The 17,725-nt window shown below is 60.0% G+C and carries 17 protein-coding genes; 8 read left to right on the top strand and 9 right to left on the bottom strand.

Going from position 1 to position 17,725, the window contains the following annotated elements; all coding sequences use genetic code 11:
* Nucleotides 1-112 precede the first annotated feature (112 nt).
* The 7 genes from BJ917_RS24665 to BJ917_RS24635 form a co-directional block, all read right to left on the bottom strand.
* Entirely contained in the window at nt 113-2,662 is a 2,550-nt protein-coding gene (locus BJ917_RS24665; protein WP_121105016.1) for a LuxR C-terminal-related transcriptional regulator, read from the bottom strand.
* A 140-nt stretch (nt 2,663-2,802) separates the two neighbouring features.
* Nucleotides 2,803-4,170: a DUF1329 domain-containing protein gene (locus tag BJ917_RS24660; RefSeq protein WP_096513402.1), complete on the bottom strand. Its 1,368-nt coding sequence runs from the start codon at nt 4,168-4,170 to the stop codon at nt 2,803-2,805.
* A 24-nt stretch (nt 4,171-4,194) separates the two neighbouring features.
* Entirely contained in the window at nt 4,195-5,988 is a 1,794-nt protein-coding gene (locus BJ917_RS24655; protein ID WP_096513403.1) for a DUF1302 domain-containing protein, read from the bottom strand.
* A 655-nt stretch (nt 5,989-6,643) separates the two neighbouring features.
* The gene (locus tag BJ917_RS24650; RefSeq protein ID WP_121105014.1) at nt 6,644-7,555 is read right to left on the bottom strand and encodes an SDR family oxidoreductase; all 912 of its coding nucleotides are present in this window, start codon (nt 7,553-7,555) and stop codon (nt 6,644-6,646) included.
* A gap of 239 nt (nt 7,556-7,794) precedes the next feature.
* Complete coding sequence (locus tag BJ917_RS24645; protein WP_121105012.1) at nt 7,795-8,697, bottom strand: alpha/beta fold hydrolase; 903 nt, start codon at nt 8,695-8,697, stop codon at nt 7,795-7,797.
* The gene (locus BJ917_RS24640; RefSeq protein WP_121105009.1) at nt 8,697-9,479 is read right to left on the bottom strand and encodes a class II aldolase/adducin family protein; all 783 of its coding nucleotides are present in this window, start codon (nt 9,477-9,479) and stop codon (nt 8,697-8,699) included. The genes BJ917_RS24645 and BJ917_RS24640 overlap by 1 nt, the downstream gene beginning before the upstream one ends.
* 233 nt (nt 9,480-9,712) lie before the next feature.
* Nucleotides 9,713-10,168: a flavodoxin gene (locus tag BJ917_RS24635; protein ID WP_096513407.1), complete on the bottom strand. Its 456-nt coding sequence runs from the start codon at nt 10,166-10,168 to the stop codon at nt 9,713-9,715.
* A gap of 102 nt (nt 10,169-10,270) precedes the next feature.
* Between BJ917_RS24635 and BJ917_RS24630 the strand changes: the two genes are divergently transcribed.
* Nucleotides 10,271-10,747: a PAS domain-containing protein gene (locus tag BJ917_RS24630; RefSeq protein WP_121105007.1), complete on the top strand. Its 477-nt coding sequence runs from the start codon at nt 10,271-10,273 to the stop codon at nt 10,745-10,747.
* Between the two features lie 54 nt (nt 10,748-10,801).
* The gene (locus BJ917_RS24625) at nt 10,802-11,407 is read left to right on the top strand and encodes a hypothetical protein (RefSeq protein ID WP_096513409.1); all 606 of its coding nucleotides are present in this window, start codon (nt 10,802-10,804) and stop codon (nt 11,405-11,407) included.
* Between the two features lie 2 nt (nt 11,408-11,409).
* On the opposite strand, the gene BJ917_RS24620 is transcribed toward BJ917_RS24625, so the two are convergent.
* Entirely contained in the window at nt 11,410-12,369 is a 960-nt protein-coding gene (locus tag BJ917_RS24620) for a MerR family transcriptional regulator (protein ID WP_121105005.1), read from the bottom strand.
* 210 nt (nt 12,370-12,579) lie between these two features.
* Here BJ917_RS24620 and folM point away from each other — a divergent pair, with 210 nt between their 5' ends.
* From folM to BJ917_RS24590, 6 genes are all read left to right on the top strand, one after another.
* Nucleotides 12,580-13,290, top strand: a complete 711-nt coding sequence (gene folM, locus BJ917_RS24615) for a dihydromonapterin reductase (RefSeq protein ID WP_096513411.1) — start codon at nt 12,580-12,582, stop codon at nt 13,288-13,290.
* A gap of 19 nt (nt 13,291-13,309) precedes the next feature.
* Nucleotides 13,310-13,888 (top strand): GTP cyclohydrolase I FolE, encoded by a 579-nt coding sequence (gene folE / locus BJ917_RS24610; protein WP_096513412.1) that lies wholly within the window; start codon nt 13,310-13,312, stop codon nt 13,886-13,888.
* Complete coding sequence (gene folX / locus BJ917_RS24605; protein ID WP_096513413.1) at nt 13,888-14,259, top strand: dihydroneopterin triphosphate 2'-epimerase; 372 nt, start codon at nt 13,888-13,890, stop codon at nt 14,257-14,259. The genes folE and folX overlap by 1 nt, the downstream gene beginning before the upstream one ends.
* Nucleotides 14,260-14,356: 97 nt before the next feature.
* Complete coding sequence (locus BJ917_RS24600; protein WP_096513414.1) at nt 14,357-14,653, top strand: DUF1244 domain-containing protein; 297 nt, start codon at nt 14,357-14,359, stop codon at nt 14,651-14,653.
* Nucleotides 14,646-14,984: a HopJ type III effector protein gene (locus BJ917_RS24595; RefSeq protein ID WP_096513415.1), complete on the top strand. Its 339-nt coding sequence runs from the start codon at nt 14,646-14,648 to the stop codon at nt 14,982-14,984. Before BJ917_RS24600 ends, BJ917_RS24595 begins: the two co-directional genes overlap by 8 nt.
* A gap of 232 nt (nt 14,985-15,216) precedes the next feature.
* Complete coding sequence (locus BJ917_RS24590; RefSeq protein ID WP_121105002.1) at nt 15,217-16,467, top strand: aspartate aminotransferase family protein; 1,251 nt, start codon at nt 15,217-15,219, stop codon at nt 16,465-16,467.
* Nucleotides 16,468-16,641: 174 nt separating this feature from the next.
* Here the strand turns inward: BJ917_RS24590 and trxB are convergent, their stop codons facing one another.
* Entirely contained in the window at nt 16,642-17,598 is a 957-nt protein-coding gene (gene trxB, locus BJ917_RS24585) for a thioredoxin-disulfide reductase (protein WP_096513417.1), read from the bottom strand.
* Between the last annotated feature and the right edge of the window lie 127 nt (nt 17,599-17,725).

Genomic DNA, 17,725 nt, shown 5'->3' with positions numbered 1-17,725 from the left:
AAAGCTTGCTCGCGATGACGGTGTGTCAGGCGCTGCATTGTTGAGTGTAACGACGCCATCGCGAGCAAGCTTTGCTCCTACAGGGATCGAGTCAAAAGTCTGGTCGGCTCTCCTACCCTTGCGCAATCAAGCCCAGCTTCTTCGCCGTGGCCACGGCTTGAGTCCGACGTTCAACGCCTAATTTGCTGTGAATACGTCGCGCGTGGGTTTTCACCGTATGCAATGAGATAAACAACTGCTCGGCGATCTGTTGATTGGAGTTGCCTTGGGCGATCAGGCCGAGCACCTCCAGTTCACGCCCGCTCAACGGACTGGCGTCCAGAAGCGCCGCAGGTTCGTCGTCCACGCCCAGGCGACCGAGCAAGGTCGGTTGACGCAGCCGCAACTCATTCAAAGCCTGCTGTAGATGACAACGCCTCACTAACGCCAGTCCCGCTTGTAACGCCGAGGTCGCCAGGCCTGTTTCGCCGACGATGTCCGCCACTTCGCAGATGGCCAACTGCAATTCGGTTTCCAGCGCCAGCATTCCATGCTGTTGCGCGTGATCGAGCAAAGCCTTGAGCTGCTCCAGCGGAGTCTGCGTCAATTGCAGTTGGGTCTCGGCGATGATCAGCAGGTACTCGACCCGCGCAAGCAGCTCCACCGTGGCCGGAGGCGCCTGCCGGGCATGAGGCCCGCGGTAATGGCGCAACACGCGAGTCAGTGCTTCGTGGACCAGCTCTGGTCGACCTTGCTGCAACCAGAAGTGACCGCTGATTTGCAGCAGTGCACTGCGATAAACGGTGTCGGGAATCTGTCGCTGTTGCATCAACCGCTCGGCCTCACGCAAGCGGTCAAACGCGTGGGCGTAGTCCCGTTGGTTGGCCGCTACCTGGGCCTGCCCGAGAAAGCCGTACAATGCCCGCTTGTCCTGACTGTGCAGGCAATCCTGAAGGCCGCTCTGGAAGAACTCGGCGGCTACTCCATCCTGTCCCTGCCACAGCGCCAGACGCCCGCGTCGCAAGGCAATACGTCCCAGCAACGGTGTCGGGCGATCAGCCTGCCGGCTCAACAATTCATGAATATCGGCCAACAGGCTCTCGGCACGCCGGGGAGCGCCACGATGTTCGAGCAATTGTGCGTGATCGAGTTCGAGCAAGCCTTCGAACAGCAACGAACCTTGTGCCCGCGCCAGACACAGCGCCTCACGATTGAGGGCCTGCGCGGCATCGAGTTCGGCATTGAGCAGCGCCTGCTGGGTCAGCCCGGACAGGCACAGCAAGCGTGCCGGCCAGGCCTCTGCTGCCAGTTCGGCCAATGCCTCGACGAAATGTCCGCGAGCGGCCGGCATGCGCCCCTGCAAATGCAGCAACCAGCCTTGCTGCGCCTGCCAGCGTGCCAACAATTGCCGCTGCGATGCCGCCGTCGGTTGCGGAGCAAACCGCGCCATTTGTTCGATGCACAGCGCCGCCTGGTCGAAGCGTCCGGCAAACAGCAGCGCCGCCGTGATCAGACCGACCAGTTGTGGCGAACCGAGGGTCAACTCTTGCCCCTGGCGCTCATGCAGACTCAGTAACAGACGTACGTTCTCGCGCCGGAACAAATGCTCGAAATTAAAGTGCTGCAACAGACTGACCGCCACCTCGAACTCTTCAGCCAGCAGCGCCTGCTCGAACGCCCCCTGCCAATCCTCTTCGGCGCAGAACCATTGGCACGCGCGCCGATGCCAGGAGCGCCCCACCGTTCCCTGTTCGTCATGCATGGCCCGGGCCAGTGGTACGAACACACGAAACCATTCTGCGGAATCTTCCCAGGGTTCGATAAAGCACCCCATCTCCTGCAAGGCCTGCAACCATCCTGCGCCCTCTCCGGCACCGAACAGATGCTCGCAGAGTCCGGCATTGAAGCGCGGCAGATGGGCCAGCACCTGCCACGCCTCCACCAACTCCGGCGGCAAGGTGTTGAACAATTCATGCTGCAGATAATCGAGCAATGTCGTCGAGCGCCCCTGCCTGTCCTGCCCGGCAGACCACGGACAACCCTCGAGCAAGGCAATGCGCACACCGGCACCCCATCCGCCGCTGCGCTGAACGACGCGTTTGGCCAAACTGGCCGCCTGGGAAGGCTCTACATGGCCGAGCAACTGCTCGACGTCAGACTCGGTAAAAGCCAGCGCCGGACCGTTGCACTCATACACCTCGTCATCGAGCAACAACCGTGGCCAATTGCAGGACGGACGCCTGCGCGAACCCAGCCACCAACTCAACACCGGGTTTGTGAGGGCCAGCAAACGATCGAGCAGACGGTCGAGCTCAGGATGGGAAAAACGACAGTAATCATCGATAAACAGCCAGGTTGGCGTTCGCAACCGGGCCAGATGCTCCAGCAATGCAAGCTCATCCGACGTTGCCAGCCCCAGCACGTACGCCAGCCGCTGCCGGAAATCGGCAACACTCAATGACTCGCCGGCCAACGGCAGCCAATACACCCGGCAGTGCGTCGGCGCCCGCAACAGGCACTCGGTAAGCAGCGCACTCTTGCCGCTGCCGGCCGGCGCGCAAAGCAATTTCACCCGTGCCGTGGAGGCCAGCAATGGCTCGACCAATCGCGCGCGGGACACATGATGGGAACACAAGCGAGGCAGAAGTCCAGGACGGTCCAGACACGTCGTCATGGCAGTCATAGTGGTGCGCCTTTTTATAATTGTGGCGCCACCCTAGCCCCCTCCGGAGCGCTTGTTGAAGAAGTATTCAGCAGGCTGATTTGCAGACATAAAAAAGGTGACCGTAAAGTCACCTTTTTGTGTAGGAGCTTGTAGGAAGATTACCTCACCCCCGTGCTCCGCAGGGCTGCCGGTGTGTAGTCCCCGGCTTTGGCGGCGATGTTGAATTCGAAGCTGCGTTTCTCTTCGTTCTTCATCCCCAGTGCGATGTAGCGACCGGCAATCAGGTCATACAGTGCTTCGACCGTATAGGCCGGCACCTGATGATCGTAATAGAACTGCGCATGCCCTTCGGCCACACGCCAGAGCTGGCCGCGACCGTCATAGTGATCGGCCAGCGCCACCTGCCAAGTGTCTTCGTCGAGGTACATGTGCCGCTTGGCATACACGTGCCGCTCGTTGGGCTTGACCGTGGCGACGACTTCCCACACCCGGTGCAATTCGTAACGGGTCAGGTCCTGGTTGATATGGCCGGCCTTGATCACATCGGTATACTTCAGGTCGGGCGAGTCGAGTTTGTAGCTGTTGTACGGGATGTACATTTCCTTCTTGCCGATCAGCTTCCAGTCGTAGCGGTCCGGCGCACCGGAAAACATGTCGAAGTTGTCGGTGGTGCGCAAGCCATCGGACGAGGTGCCCACGCCGTCATAGGCCACTTGCGGTGCACGCCGCACACGGCGCTGACCGGCGTTGTAGATCCAGGCCTTGCGCGGCTCCTGGACCTGATCGAGGGTCTCGTGGACCAGCAGCACGTTACCCGCCAGCCGCGCCGGCGCCGTCACTTCCTGCTTGAAATAGTTGAGCACGTTGTCATCGCTGCCCGGTTTCAAATCCCCCAGCAACGACGGCACGGCCACCTCGTCCTTGAAGCGGATGACGGTGAAATCGCCATTGGCCTGCGGCGTTGCCTGGGTGATGGTGCGGCGCAGATTGCCGCCGTGATAACGGGTGATGTGGTTCCAGATCACCTCGACCCCGTTCTTCGGAATCGGAAAGGCGTAGTAGCGATTGCCGGTGAAATTGGCCAGGCCGTTACCATCGTTGATCGGGGTAACGTTCAACGCGCTACGCTTGGCCGACTCATAGATGTCCGCTGGCAGTGCGGCTGTGCGGTGGGTCGGATACACCGGGATCTTGTAGGTGTCGGGGTAGCGCTTGAACATCGCGATCTGCCCGTCGGAGAGCTTGTCCTTGTACTTGTCGACCGTCGCCGCCGTAATGATGAACAGCGGTTTTTCATTGGCGAACGGGTCCGCCAGGAAACCCTTGCTGTCCACCGCGCCGGCGTTTTTCGGGATGCCACCGGTCCACGCTGGAATAGAGCCGTCGGCGTTGCCGGCCTTCTCGCCCCCCAGCGGTGTGAGACTGGTGCCAAGTTTGTTCGCTTCTTCCGGGGACACTGCGGCCATGACGTTGGCGGCCAGCAGACCGAGGGCCAGGACACCGCATTGCAGAATCATCTTGCGCATGGAAATCATCCTTCTCGAGACAGGTCAGAAGTTCACGCCAAAGCTCAACGCCACGAAGTCGCGGTCCTCGAGCGTGTTGTAGTTGCCACCGAAGAAGTCGGTGTAACTGAGGCTTGCGGTGTAGGTGTTGCGGTAGTCCGCATCGACGCCGAGGCTGACGGCCTTGGCGCCCTCGTTGAACAGGCCGTTGGGGCCGTAACCGGAGACGTCGTGGGACCACGACAGGTTGGGGCGGAAGTTGATCCCGGCAATGACGTTGTTGTAATCGAGGATCGCCCGGGCGCGATAACCCCACGAAGTCGAGGTCACGAAACCATTGGTATCGCCGCCGAAACCATACTGGCCATAGACCGAGTCGCGGCCGTAGCGCAGCTTGCTGCGGGGCTCCAGGCCACCGACATGGACCACTGCCGCTTCGCCTACCAGTGTCAGGCGATCCGCGCCCGCAACCTGGTCGACGAAGTGCGTCAGGGTGCTTTGGACCTGCGTCACTTCCTTGCGCCGATAGCCCTTGTTGTCGGCGCCAGGCGCGGTGGCTATGGGTGACGCTGCGCCGCCGGCAATCGGGTTGAGCATGGCCAGGGTCAGGTCGGTGCTGTTGACCTGTATCGGCAGGTTGGGGCGATAGCTGATCTCACCGGTCCACGCCGTGCCGGTGGGCAACGTGGTGGAGAAGCTCGCGCCGTACAGGCGAATGTCTTCCGGGTATTCGAGGAAATACTGGCCACGGCCGAGCATCACGCTTTGCGCCAGGCCCGAGCCGCTGCCAGGTGCAAGACGATTGGCCGCCGCGACGATCCCGGGAATGCTCGCCAGCGTGGAGGCGCCCGCCGTCGTCGTACCGACGTTGGGTGTGCGGCTGTGGTAGTTCATGAAGTACAGGCCGTACTCGGTGTCATCCCCCAGCCAGCGCAGTGCGGTACCCCACTGCCCCGAGTCCCGGGCATCGCGGTCCGGGCCGCGAGGAACGACCACCCCTTCCCGGGTGACCTCGAAGCCCTGGCCAAAAGCCGCGGCTACCGGCTGCAACGGCGCGATGGCCGGGCTGGCGACGGTGTAGTTCTTGTTGCAGCCGTCGGCCACCACATCGTTGCCGAAGAAGGTGCCGCAGTTGTCGACGACGGTCTGGTCCCACTCCAGTTGATAGAAGCCTTCGACCGTCAACTTGTCCGTCAGGCCCTGGGAGGCGAACAGCATGTTGACCGGAATCAAGCCTTCCTTGATCTCGGCGCCGGGACGACGGAACGCGGAGACGTCGACCGGGTTGATGCTGTTGATCGAGTTGCCGATGAAGGTACTTTCCCCCCAACTGACCACCTGTTTACCGGCGCGCACCGTGCCGGGCAGATCGGCGATGGAGTAGTTGTGATAGACGAAAGCGTCGAGGAGTTGGGTCCCGGAGGACTTGGCGCCTTCCTTGCGGTTGTCGTCGCTGATTTGCTTGAACGGCCGGTCTTCATCCTTGAGCTCGAAGTCGTACCAATACTTGCCACGGAGAAACACACCGGTATCGCCATACTTCAGTTCAAGGTCGTGGATGCCTTTGAAAATTTTCGAGAAGGTTTCGCCCTTTCCGAAGTTCTGACGCCCGTCGTCGCCGGTCGATGCCTGGCCAGTCCCGCCATTGACGATGCCCACCAGCGACTTGTCGGCATCGCGCATGCCCCAACTCGCACCGATCGACAGCGAAGAGTCGAACGTCCCCTCGATTTCCCCGATGTTGAATGAGACGGCCTGTGCCTGGGCACAGCAACCCAAGGCCACCGCAGCGGCCAGCGCCTGCGGTTTGAAGATGGCGCGCATTGTTGTTTTTGTCATGCGTCTTCCCCGGTGAGTGACAGAAGGCCTCACCCTACTGCCGCCCGCCGAGGGCGATAAGCGCACCAAGGAGGTATTCGCGGTGTACCTCCAAAGGATGACTGGCCGCTGAGTACGGGGTGTTGCGCAGTGCATGGATGCCCGCAATGGCGACCTATCAGCGCAACGCATGGGGGCGATAAACACCTGAGCTGTGTAGGAGTTGTGTAGGAGCTGTCGAGTGAAACGAGGCTGCGATCTTTTAAAGACAACATCAAAAGATCGCAGCCTGCGGCAGCTCCTACAACCAGCTGCTACAGTGAAAGAGCCTTCAGTGCATTCCACTGTTGCGCGCCCCGTAACAGTGCATGTCCGGAATCGCTATTTTTCCTTTGTCGGCAAAGACTTATTCTTGCCGGGCTTTCACGGGAAACCGCCGGATAGCACGAAGCGGCAGCGTTTGATGCACCACGCCGTTCGCGACAGATTTCAGATGATTTGAAGCTTTCGAGTCATCGCCCCGTGTACACCGACGTTGATTTGTAGCTCCTGGATCCAACGTCTTGCTTTGGCCGCTGCTTTTGCAGCGGCCTTTTTTATGGGCGATGGTTTTCAAGCGAAGGGGCAAATCGAAGGGATTGCAGGGCCCGTGCAGGCCCTGCCGGGTAAAGCGGAATCAGAGCGAATACTTCTGCAAATTCCCCATCATTTCCTTCAGCGCTTCAATGTTGTCCTTCGGATGCGCCGCGCCCTCGAAATCACAGATCTGCTGCCAGTGCGCCGCCACGTCTTCCGGGGAGAAACCCACCCGTGGGTCGAACCCGGCGCCGAGGCTGCGTTCCCAGCGAACCTTGCCCATCCAGCCGCCGCCGACTTCGAACAACCCGGAGGTTTCCTGGCAGTTTTCGCTGGCCAGGTACACCACCAACGGGCTGACCAGTTCCGGTTTGAGTTGTTCGAACACTTGTGGCGGGATCAGGCCTTCGGTCATGCGGGTGCCGCCGGTGGGGGCGATGGCGTTGACCAGGATGTTGTTCTTGCGACCTTCGATGGCCAGGGTGCGGGTCAGGCCGTAGAGGCCGAGTTTGGCCATGCCGTAGTTGGACTGGCCGAAGTTGCCGTAGATGCCCGAGGTGGAGGCGGTGAAGATCACCCGGCCGTAGTTTTGCTCGCGCATGTGCGGCCAGGCGGCGCGGGTGACTTTGTAGGCACCTTCGACGTGGACGCGGTAAACCAGGTCCCAGTCGGCATCTTCCATTTTGTGGAAGGTCTTGTCGCGCAGGATGCCGGCGTTGTTGACCACGACATCGACACGACCGAAGGCATCGAGGGCATGTTGAACAAGCTTGTCGCCGTCGGTGACGGAGTCGTGGTTGGCCTCGGCGGTGCCACCGGCTTCGCGGATTTGCGCGACCACGCGATCCGCCGCCGAAGCGTTGGCGCCTTCACCCTGGGTCGAGCCGCCGAGATCGTTGACCAGCACTTTGGCGCCCTGTTTGGCGAACAGCAGTGCGTGCGCCCGTCCCAGGCCGCCACCTGCACCAGTGATGATCACGACTTTATCTTCGAAGCGCACAGATTCATTCATGGGGAACTCCAGCAGGCCAGGGACATTGCCTTGGAGTTTCAGGCACGGCGGCGCGGGTCACAATGAACAGGGGGGAGGCTGAATGGTGTGCGATAAGGCAGGGGGATGATGTAGCCGCAGATGCTTCATTCATCCCCGACCTCTGCAGGAGCTGGCTTGCCAGCGAAGGCGGCCTGGAGTCTTGCACCGCCAATCAGGTCGCCTTCGCCGGCAAGCCGGCTCCTACAGCAGGCTCAGCACTATGAACACGCTACTTTCAGTGGCGGCAACATCAGCCGGTCGCGAAATGCCAGGTAGTGCTTGAGCACCTGGCACGGCGCCTCGATCTGCGGGTAATGGCCGATGTCGCTCAACAACACCGTGTCGGGTTCGGGGATCAGCTCTCGATAACGCGCGACCATATGCGCCCCGGAGATCGGGTCGACCTCGCCATCGATCACCCGCAGTGGCACCTCGCCGCGTTGCATCGCGCCGACCCAACGCTCGCGCCGTGCGCGCCGCTCGGGAATGTAGGTGATCAATTTGTGCATGATCCTTGGGCCATGATTGTTTTCGATCAGGCTCCAGAAATCATCCATCTCGCTTTCACTGGGGCGGGTGTGTGGACCAAAGATCTGGCGAAAGCTCTTCACCAGCCCGTCACGACTGAACGCACGGCCGATCATCCAGCCCAAGGGGCTGAGCAGCAATTTTTGCATCAGGACCGGGCGATGGGTTTCCGGAAACAACCCACCATTGAGGAAAACACAGCTGGCGATATTGATCTGCGATTCGTAATGCCGGGCCAGCAATTCCTGAGCCACGCTGTCGCCATAATCGTGAGCCAATAAATGCACCGGTTGCCCGACATCCAGGTGCTCCAGCAGCGCCTGTTGCAGATCGGCCTGCTCCAGCAGGCTGTAGGCGTGGCTCATCGGTTTGGCCGAGTCACCGAAACCCAGCATGTCGCAGGCGATCACGCGATAGCGCTGAGTCAGTGGTTGCCACAGGTAATGCCAGTCCCAACTGGCGCTTGGGAAGCCATGGATGAGCAGCAGTGGCTCACCCTGCCCCGCCGTCCAGTAACGGATGGCCTGGCCACGGAACTCGAACGTCTGGCCGCGCTTGCGCCAGATACACAGCGGGATCTCGGCGAGGGCCATTAGAGTTTATAACCCGGGTCTTGTTTATCGAGTTTGCGCAACAGCGCTGGCCAGGCCAACGCGCCGCCCATGCCTTGAGCACTTTTGGTGACACCGGCGATCATCGCCTTGGCACCCGCCAGAATGTGTGGCTCGATGGCGATCAGTTCCGCGCCGCCGGTCTGTGCCATGACCTGGATATCGCAGGCGCGCTGGAAGGTGAACATCATCAGGAAGGTGTCGGCAATGCTGCTGCCGCAGGTCAGCAGACCGTGGTTGTGCAGCATCAGAAAATTGTTTTCGCCGAGATCGGCCTGCAACCGTGCCTTCTCCTCATGGTTAAGCGCGACGCCTTCGTAGGCGTGATACGCCAGGCTCGAAAGGACGAACAGCGACTGCTGGCTGATCGGCAATACGCCCTGTTTCTGCGCCGACACCGCCACCCCGGACGCCGTATGAGTGTGTAGCACACAGACGACATCGTGACGGACCTCATGCACCGCACTGTGGATGGTATACCCGGCCGGGTTGATCTCGTAGGGGCTGTCCATCAGCTTGTTGCCGGCCTGATCGACCTTGACCAGGCTCGATGCAGTAATTTCATGAAACATCAGCCCGAACGGATTGATGAGGAAGTCATCAGTACCCGGCACTTTGGCGGAGATGTGGGTGAAAATCAGATCATCCCAGCCATGCTGGGCCACCAGGCGATAACAGGCAGCGAGGTCGATGCGGGTCTGCCATTCGGCGGGGCTGACCAGCTCTTTGACACTCTGTGGCGATTGGACGGGGGCTACGCTCACGGCTAGGAACCTCTGGTTTTTATTATGGAGTGTTTCCAATAACTACCGAGTCTAGCCAGCCCTCCGGGTTCGCGTAGTTGCATTGGCAGCCAGCTTGATGGCCGAACGAGTCAGCGGACAGGGGATAGTGGATCCATGTCAAACAGCCGCCGCCAGAGAAGAGGTGGGGCGCGCGTTCAGCCGCCCCGCCAGAACAATGACGAGCCCGGTCGCGGGTGCTTCGACCGGACCGGTCAGCCGCGTAGAGCGCCCGCCAGTTCCGCCAGCCAGGGCTCGGCGTCCGCTTCCGGCGTCACGCTTTCGCTGGCGTCCAGGCGCAGCATCGGCAGGACTTCGCGGATGCCCAGCTCAGCGAACAGCTCACGCATCAACTCACCGCCGCCGCAGAACGTATCACCATAACTGGCATCGCCCAGACCGATCACCGCCCCCGGCAAGCCGCGCCAGGCAGCGGGCAACTGATCGCGAATTGCGAAGTACAGCGGCTGCAGGTTGTCCGGCAGTTCGCCCATGCCGGTGGTCGAGGTCACGGCCAGGAAGGCTTCGGGGCCAAAGGCCTGCACATCGGCCAGGCTTGCACGCGGGTTGTGCCAGGTTTCGAAACCGGCGGCTTTCAAAATACTGGAGGCATGGCGGGCGACTTCTTCAGCCGTGCCATACACCGAGCCGGAAATGATGGCGACTTTCATCAATCTGATCCTGAAGCTGAGTAAAAGACCGGGATATTAACAGCACGGCCTGTATTGTTCTTTTAGAATGCCCCAGACAACCAACAAGGAAGAGGTTCACCCATGATCAACGCCAAACTGCTGCAACTGGCCATCAATGCCTCCAACGACGGTATCGTGATTGCCGAAAAGGAAGGCGATCAAGACACGATCCTGATTTACGTCAACCCGGCGTTCGAACGCCTGACGGGTTACACCAGCGAAGAAATCCTCTATCAGGATTGCCGTTTCCTGCAATCCGGCGATCGCGATCAAGACGCGCTGCCGAAGATCCGTGACGCGTTGAACAATGAAGGATCCTGCCGGGAAATCCTGCGTAACTACCGCAAGGACGGCACACCGTTCTGGAATGAGCTGTCCCTTTCAACGGTGAAAAACCTGAATGATGGGCAGGTTTATTTCATCGGCGTGCAGAAAGACGTGACCGTGCAGGTCAAGGCGCAGCAGCGTGTGGCGCAGCTTGAAGCGCAATTGGCGCAAGTCCAGGCTGAACTTGCTGCGCTCAAGGCGACGAACGGTACAAACAAATCTGCGAATTAGTTGTCATTAACTACAATCACCAATGACTTTGTAATTATTTCTTTCGAGCTAGCCATGCAACGCGACGCGCTCCTGACCCAGGATGAACTGGATTTCATTCAGAGCATGCAACACAACCCGCAACTCAATGTGCGGGACGCGACGTCGAGCCTGCTCGTAAACGGTGGTTCGCAAATCCGTGACTTGCTCACGCGCCTTGCTGCCCATGAGCAAGTCACCATTCACGCCAATTTCGAAAACCAGCAAATGACCTTCCCGCTGCATCTGGTGGAAGACGAGTTTCATGCCCTGCATCTGCGTCTGGGTGTCCCCAGCATTTATGAAGACGGGCCTCTGGTCCGGCCATGGCGCCTGGTGCTCGACGAACCCGTGGCACTGGAAAACGCCAAGGGCCAGCCTGGCACGATGTGGGTGCACGAAGTGTCGTTCAAAGGGGTTTTGCTGGAAATTCACAACAAGACCAAGGCGCCGAAGCACTTTGCATTATGGTTCAGCCCGTCAGGCTACGAGCGGATTGCCTTGCGTGGCACGCTCGAGAAAGAAACCGAGAACGGCTTCTATGCCTACACACTGAGCCAGAGCGACAAGGATGAAACCGAACGCCTGCGCCAGTACATCCTGCAGCAGCACCGCTTGACCCACCCCACCCTGCATCTCTGACTTCAAGTATCCAGGTTGCCCGCCAGAAACTGTTTCAGTCGCTGGCGCATCACCGTGCCTTCGTTCCCCAGGCAGCCAATCGACGATCCGGCCAGACTGTCCTGAGCGAGATCGGACGCATCGCCAGCCAGCATCACCGGACACTCCAGGCTCATCGCCAGGCGATTCAAACGCCGTGACAGATCAGGGGTGGGTACATGATTGGAAAACAGCACCAGCGCCTGGGGTTTGATTCGATCGCAGACCAGCGTCAATTCGTCGAACGGCTGGCCGGTGGTCAACACGCGCACGCCGGTATGTCCGCTGCTCAGGAACAGGGCGGCAACCAACAACTCAAGTTCCCGGCACTGGCCTGCCAGGGCACTGACGAGAACTCGCCTTGGTTGCTTGTCGCGGATCAACAGCAAACGCTGCAAAACCCGTGACCGCAGAAAACCGTCCAGGAACAGCCACTCACTGGTCCGGCCGAATGAGTCCTGGCGTTGCAGCAATTGTTTCCACAGCGGGACAAGGATGTCCTGGAACACCACCGGCTGGGAGTAAGTGGAAAAGATCTGTCCGTAGACCTGCTCCAGCTGAACATCGTCGAAAGCACTTACTGCAGCCTGCACTTGCTGCTGCCATTGCGCGTAGTCGGCGTGTACCAGGTCATTGGGGATGAAGTGCGACAGTGCTTCAAGCGGTGCAGCCTTGGCCAGGATCTTGCCGATCTTGCTCACCGCCACGCCGCGCTCGATCCACTCGAGGATACTGCGCACACGCTCGATATCGGCCATGGAGTACAGACGATGTCCGCTTTCGGTACGCGTGGGAACGATCAGACCGTAACGCCGTTCCCATGCGCGAAGCGTGACCGGGTTGACGCCCGTCAGCCGCGCCACTTCGCGAATGGGAAAGAGCTCTTCCCGTTCAAGAGAGAGCATAGGCGACTTAGCGGTAGCAACGTCAGTCAGGACAGGCATCAGCGGATTGGCGTCCGTGTTTTTGTTTGGATCCCATTGTACCCCTGCCGCCCCGTCATGATTCAAGACATTGATTGTTACGCAGGCCACAGATGTCGCGAATAGAATCGCCTTCGCGAGCAGGCTCGCTCCCACAGAGGACGCTGCACCCATAGGTAGTCCGCTGTTGTCGCTGGTATAGTTTTGCTCTCACCGCGACGCGAGCCGTTCATGAATTCCTCGGTAGCCCCAATCCTTATCACCGGTGCCGGCCAGCGTGTCGGCCTGCACTGTGCGCAGCGATTGCTCGAAGACGGCCATCGCGTGATCTTCAGCTACCGCAGTGAACGTCCCGGCGTGCAAGTCCTGCGCGACCTGGGGGCGACGGCGGTGTTTGCAGACTTCTCCACCGAAGCCGGGATCTTCGCCTTCATCGGCGAACTGAAAACCCATGCCGACAGCCTGCGGGCGATTGTCCATAACGCCTCCGAGTGGCTGGCCGAAACCCCGGACACCGATGCGACGGCATTCACCCGCATGTTCAATGTGCACATGCTGGCGCCCTATCTGATCAATCTGCATTGCGCTGATCTGCTCGAACGCTCGAACCCGGCCGACATCGTCCACATCAGCGATGACGTGACCCGCAAGGGCAGCAGCCGGCACATCGGCTACTGCGCCAGCAAAGCCGGACTCGAAAACCTGACCCTGTCCTTTGCCGCCAAGTACGCGCCTGGCATCAAGGTCAACGCAATCGCCCCGGCCCTGCTAATGTTCAACCCTGATGACGACGCGGCCTACCGCGCCAAGGCGCTGGCCAAATCCGCGCTGGGCATCGAGCCGGGCAGCGAAGTGATTTACCAAAGCCTGCGTTATTTGCTCGACAACCCTTATGTCACCGGCACAACCCTGACCGTCAACGGCGGAAGGCACATCAAATAGTGCCCCGCGAGGATCTTCCATGACGCTATCCCTGCCCCGGAACGCCCTGTCCGAAAGCTATCGCGAGATCCTGATCGGCGTGGGTGAAGACCCCGACCGCGAAGGCCTGCTCGACACCCCGATGCGCGCTGCCAAAGCCATGCAGTACCTCTGCCATGGCTACGAACAGTGCGTTGAAGAAATCGTCAACGGTGCGCTGTTCGCCTCCGACAATGATGAAATGGTGATCGTCGACAACATCGAGCTCTACTCGCTCTGCGAACATCACATGCTGCCCTTCATCGGCAAGGCGCATGTGGCTTATATTCCAACGGGCAAGGTGCTGGGCCTGTCGAAGATTGCACGACTGGTGGACATGTTCGCCCGTCGCCTGCAAATCCAGGAAAACCTGACCCGGCAGATCGCCGAGGCGGTGCAAAAGGTCACCGGTGCGGCTGGCGTTGCCGTGGTCATCGAAGCCCAACACATGTGCATGATGATGCGCGGCGTCGAGAAACAGAATTCGACCATGAACACCTCGGTGATGCTCGGCGCTTTCCGCGAGTCGAGCAATACCCGCCAGGAGTTCCTGCAATTGATTGGACGGAGCAAGACGTAATGCCACAACTTCAACCAGGCATGGCACGCATTCGGGTCAAGGACCTGTGCCTGCGCACCTACATCGGCATCAATGAGGACGAAATCCTCAACAAGCAGGATGTGTTGATCAACCTGACCATCCTCTACGCGGCCCAGGACGCGGTGCGTGACAACGATATCGACCATGCCCTGAACTACCGGACCATCACCAAGGCGATCATTGCGCATGTCGAGGGCAATCGCTTTGCCCTGCTCGAACGCCTGACCCAGGAACTGCTGGACCTGGTCATGGCCAACGAGTCGGTGCTGTACGCCGAGGTCGAAGTCGACAAGCCTCACGCCCTGAGGTTTGCAGAGTCGGTGTCGATTACGCTTGCGGCAAGCCGCTAAGCTTCAAGCTTCAAGCTTCAAGCGGTAAGCTACAAGCCACCGAAACCCATCTTGCAGCTTGAAGCTTGTGGCTTGCAGCTGTCTCGCAGAGACCCCCATGACTGATCAAGAACGCCTCGAACTCGAAGCCGCCGCCTTTCGCCGACTGGTGGCCCACCTGGACAGCCGCAAGGATGTGCAGAACATCGACCTGATGAACCTCTCGGGTTTCTGCCGCAACTGCCTGTCCAAGTGGTACAAGGCCGCTGCCGACGAACGCCAGATCGATGTCAGCCTCGATGAAGCCCGCGAAGTGGTTTACGGCATGCCGTACGCCGAGTGGAAAGCCCAATTTCAGCAAGAAGCCAGCGCCGATCAACAAGCGGCGTTCGCCAAAGGAAAAACCCATGAGTGATTTGAATACCCTGCGCGCCAGCTTCAACAGCGGCGAACACGTTTTTGCCGATACCCTGGCGTTCATTGCCGCCGGCTACGACTATCAGCCACAGGCATTCAACAACGGCGGCGTGGAAAACGCGGCAGGGCAGAACGAAGGCTCGTGCAAGACCCTGGGTCTGGCACTGTTGGAAGGCCTGAGCGATGACGAAGCACTGCTGGCTTTCGGCGAGCATTACCGTTCGGTGCTGGCCACGCCCGAAGGCAGCGATCACGGCAATATCCGTGCGTTGATGGCCCATGGTCTGGCCGGGGTGAAATTCACCCAGCAACCGCTGACCCGCCGTTGAACCAAACCCGGCTGTGAACCTGAACCCTGCTCGCGATGGACGCAAGAACACCGCGGGGTTTCAGGTAGCCAGCGTTATCGCTGGCGATCATCGCGAGCAGGCTCGCTCCTACAGATGTTCTGCGACACATCCCCACTTTTAAGATTGACCCGGCGACTTTATTTCGTTTGCCGGCCAGCACTGCTCACGGCTTAGATAAAAAGAAGTCCTCCCACTTCCGAGCCGGTCATCCATGAGCAGCGAAACCATCAGTCAGTCGATCAACATCGTTCACCCTGTCACGCTCAGCCACGGTAAAAACGCCGAGGTCTGGGACACGAATGGCAAACGCTACATCGATTTTGTTGGTGGCATCGGCGTGCTGAACCTCGGCCATTGCCATCCACGCATTGTCGCAGCCATTCAAGATCAGGCCACGCGGCTGACTCACTATGCGTTCAACGCCGCGCCTCATACGCCTTATATCGCACTCATGGATCGCCTGTCGGGCTTCATTCCGGTGAACTACCCGGTCAGCGGCATGCTCACCAACAGCGGCGCCGAAGCGGCCGAAAATGCGCTGAAGATCGTCCGTGGCGCGACCGGTCGCACGGCAGTGATTGCCTTCGACGGCGCCTTCCACGGCCGTACGCTGGCTACCCTAAATCTCAACGGCAAAGTCGCACCCTACAAGCAGAAAGTCGGCGTATTGCCGGGGCCGGTGTATCACCTGCCCTTCCCCAGCCAGGACAATGGCGTGACCTGCGCCGAAGCGCTCAAGGCCATGGAGCGCCTGTTCAGCGTCGAAATCGACATCGAAGACGTGGCCTGCTTTATTGTCGAGCCGGTGCAGGGCGAAGCGGGTTTCCTCGCCTTGGATGTGGCATTCGCCCAGACACTGCGGCGCTTGTGTGACGAGAAAGGCATTGTGCTGATCGCCGATGAAATCCAGTCCGGTTTCGGCCGCACCGGCCAGCGCTTTGCATTCTCGCGACTGGGCATCGAGCCGGACCTGATCCTGCTCGGCAAAAGCATCGCTGGCGGCGTGCCGCTGGGGGCGGTGGTTGGACGCAAGTCGCTGCTCGACACCTTGCCCAAGGGCGGCCTGGGTGGCACCTATTCCGGCAACCCCATCGCCTGCGCCGCCGCGCTGGCGACCCTGGATGAAATGACCGATCCCCATCTGCAAGCCTGGGGCACGCAGCAGGAAGAGGCGATTGTCAGCCGTTACCAATCCTGGCGTGATCGCAACCTGTCACCGTACCTCGGGCGCTTGACCGGCGTTGGCGCGATGCGTGGGATTGAATTGGCGAACGCCGACGGTACACCTGCTCCAGCACAGCTCACGCAATTGCTGGCACTGGCGCGGGATGCAGGTTTGTTGCTGATGCCGAGCGGCAAGTCGCGGCACATCATTCGGTTGCTGGCGCCGCTGACGACCGAGGCGGCTGTGCTGGAGGAGGGTTTGGATATTCTTGAGGCGTGCCTGGCAAAACTGATTTGAACGCACAATCCCTGTAGGAGCGAGCCTGCTCGCGATGACGATTTTTCATTCAACATTGAGGTCGACTGAATCACCGTGATCGCGAGCAGGCTCGCTCCTACAACAGATTTGATCGAACATGGAATCGAGGGCACAAAAAAACCGGCCGAAGCCGGTTTTCTTGTTTCTACAGAATCAAGCGTTCTGCAGATTGTCCAGATAACGCTCGGCATCCAGTGCCGCCATGCAACCGGCGCCAGCCGAGGTGATGGCCTGACGGTAGACGTGGTCAGCCACGTCACCCGCCGCGAAGATACCTTCGAGGTTGGTGGCCGTCGCGTTGCCGTCACGGCCGCCGTGCACAACCAGGTAGCCGTCCTTCAAGGTCAACTGGCCTTCGAACAGCGAAGTGTTCGGGGTGTGGCCGATGGCGATGAACACGCCGTCGACCTTCACTTCGTCGAAGCTGCCGTCGTTGTTCTTCAGACGCGCACCGGTCACGCCCATGTTGTCGCCCAGGACTTCGTCCAGGGTGGCGTTCAGCTTCAGGATGATCTTGCCTTCGGCAACCCGGGCATTGAGCTTGTCGATCAGGATTTTCTCGGCGCGGAAGGTTTCGCGACGGTGAATCAGGGTCACGGTGCTGGCGATGTTGGCCAGGTACAGGGCTTCTTCAACAGCGGTGTTGCCGCCGCCAACCACAGCCACTGGCTTATTGCGATAGAAGAAACCATCGCAAGTGGCGCAGGCCGAAACGCCTTTGCCCATGAAGGCTTCTTCCGACGGCAGGCCCAGGTAGCGAGCGCTGGCACCGGTGGCGATGATCAGGGCGTCGCAGGTGTAAGTCGCGCTGTCACCGATCAGGGTGTACGGCTTGGAAGCGAAGTCCACGGCATTGATGTGATCGAAGACGATCTCGGTTTCAAAGCGCTCGGCGTGCTCTTTCATGCGCTCCATCAACGCCGGGCCGGTCAGGCCGTGGACATCGCCCGGCCAGTTGTCGACTTCGGTGGTGGTGGTCAGTTGACCGCCGGCCTGCATGCCGGTGATCAAAAGTGGCTTGAGGTTGGCACGGGCGGCATAGACCGCAGCGCTGTAACCGGCAGGGCCGGAACCGAGAATAATCACTCGCGAATGACGGACTTCAGACATGACCTGCTCCTGTTGACCGGCCCGGAATTACCTGGCGCGGAACGCCGGGTTGCCGGCGGGAATAAAAAAGGACCATTGAAAGCACTTGGGGAAGGCTTGAACTCGACAGTCCTGTAAAAGAATGGGT

This window comes from Pseudomonas sp. WPR_5_2, from assembly GCF_003634475.1.
GTDB lineage: Bacteria > Pseudomonadota > Gammaproteobacteria > Pseudomonadales > Pseudomonadaceae > Aquipseudomonas > Aquipseudomonas izuensis.
The sequence above is the reverse complement of the archived record's forward strand: the minus strand, read 5'-3'. Positions and strand labels throughout refer to the sequence as shown.

Coding starts and splice junctions, on each gene's coding strand:
- folM (WP_096513411.1), top strand. CDS start 12,580: ATGAATTCCTCGGTAGCCCCAATCCTTATCACCGGTGCCGGCCAGCGT.
- BJ917_RS24590 (WP_121105002.1), top strand. CDS start 15,217: ATGAGCAGCGAAACCATCAGTCAGTCGATCAACATCGTTCACCCTGTC.
- BJ917_RS24660 (WP_096513402.1), bottom strand. CDS start 4,170: ATGCGCAAGATGATTCTGCAATGCGGTGTCCTGGCCCTCGGTCTGCTG.
- BJ917_RS24625 (WP_096513409.1), top strand. CDS start 10,802: ATGCAACGCGACGCGCTCCTGACCCAGGATGAACTGGATTTCATTCAG.
- BJ917_RS24655 (WP_096513403.1), bottom strand. CDS start 5,988: ATGACAAAAACAACAATGCGCGCCATCTTCAAACCGCAGGCGCTGGCC.
- BJ917_RS24650 (WP_121105014.1), bottom strand. CDS start 7,555: ATGAATGAATCTGTGCGCTTCGAAGATAAAGTCGTGATCATCACTGGT.
- BJ917_RS24635 (WP_096513407.1), bottom strand. CDS start 10,168: ATGAAAGTCGCCATCATTTCCGGCTCGGTGTATGGCACGGCTGAAGAA.
- BJ917_RS24665 (WP_121105016.1), bottom strand. CDS start 2,662: ATGACTGCCATGACGACGTGTCTGGACCGTCCTGGACTTCTGCCTCGC.
- BJ917_RS24645 (WP_121105012.1), bottom strand. CDS start 8,697: ATGGCCCTCGCCGAGATCCCGCTGTGTATCTGGCGCAAGCGCGGCCAG.
- BJ917_RS24600 (WP_096513414.1), top strand. CDS start 14,357: ATGACTGATCAAGAACGCCTCGAACTCGAAGCCGCCGCCTTTCGCCGA.
- BJ917_RS24630 (WP_121105007.1), top strand. CDS start 10,271: ATGATCAACGCCAAACTGCTGCAACTGGCCATCAATGCCTCCAACGAC.
- BJ917_RS24620 (WP_121105005.1), bottom strand. CDS start 12,369: ATGCCTGTCCTGACTGACGTTGCTACCGCTAAGTCGCCTATGCTCTCT.
- trxB (WP_096513417.1), bottom strand. CDS start 17,598: ATGTCTGAAGTCCGTCATTCGCGAGTGATTATTCTCGGTTCCGGCCCT.
- folX (WP_096513413.1), top strand. CDS start 13,888: ATGCCACAACTTCAACCAGGCATGGCACGCATTCGGGTCAAGGACCTG.
- folE (WP_096513412.1), top strand. CDS start 13,310: ATGACGCTATCCCTGCCCCGGAACGCCCTGTCCGAAAGCTATCGCGAG.
- BJ917_RS24595 (WP_096513415.1), top strand. CDS start 14,646: ATGAGTGATTTGAATACCCTGCGCGCCAGCTTCAACAGCGGCGAACAC.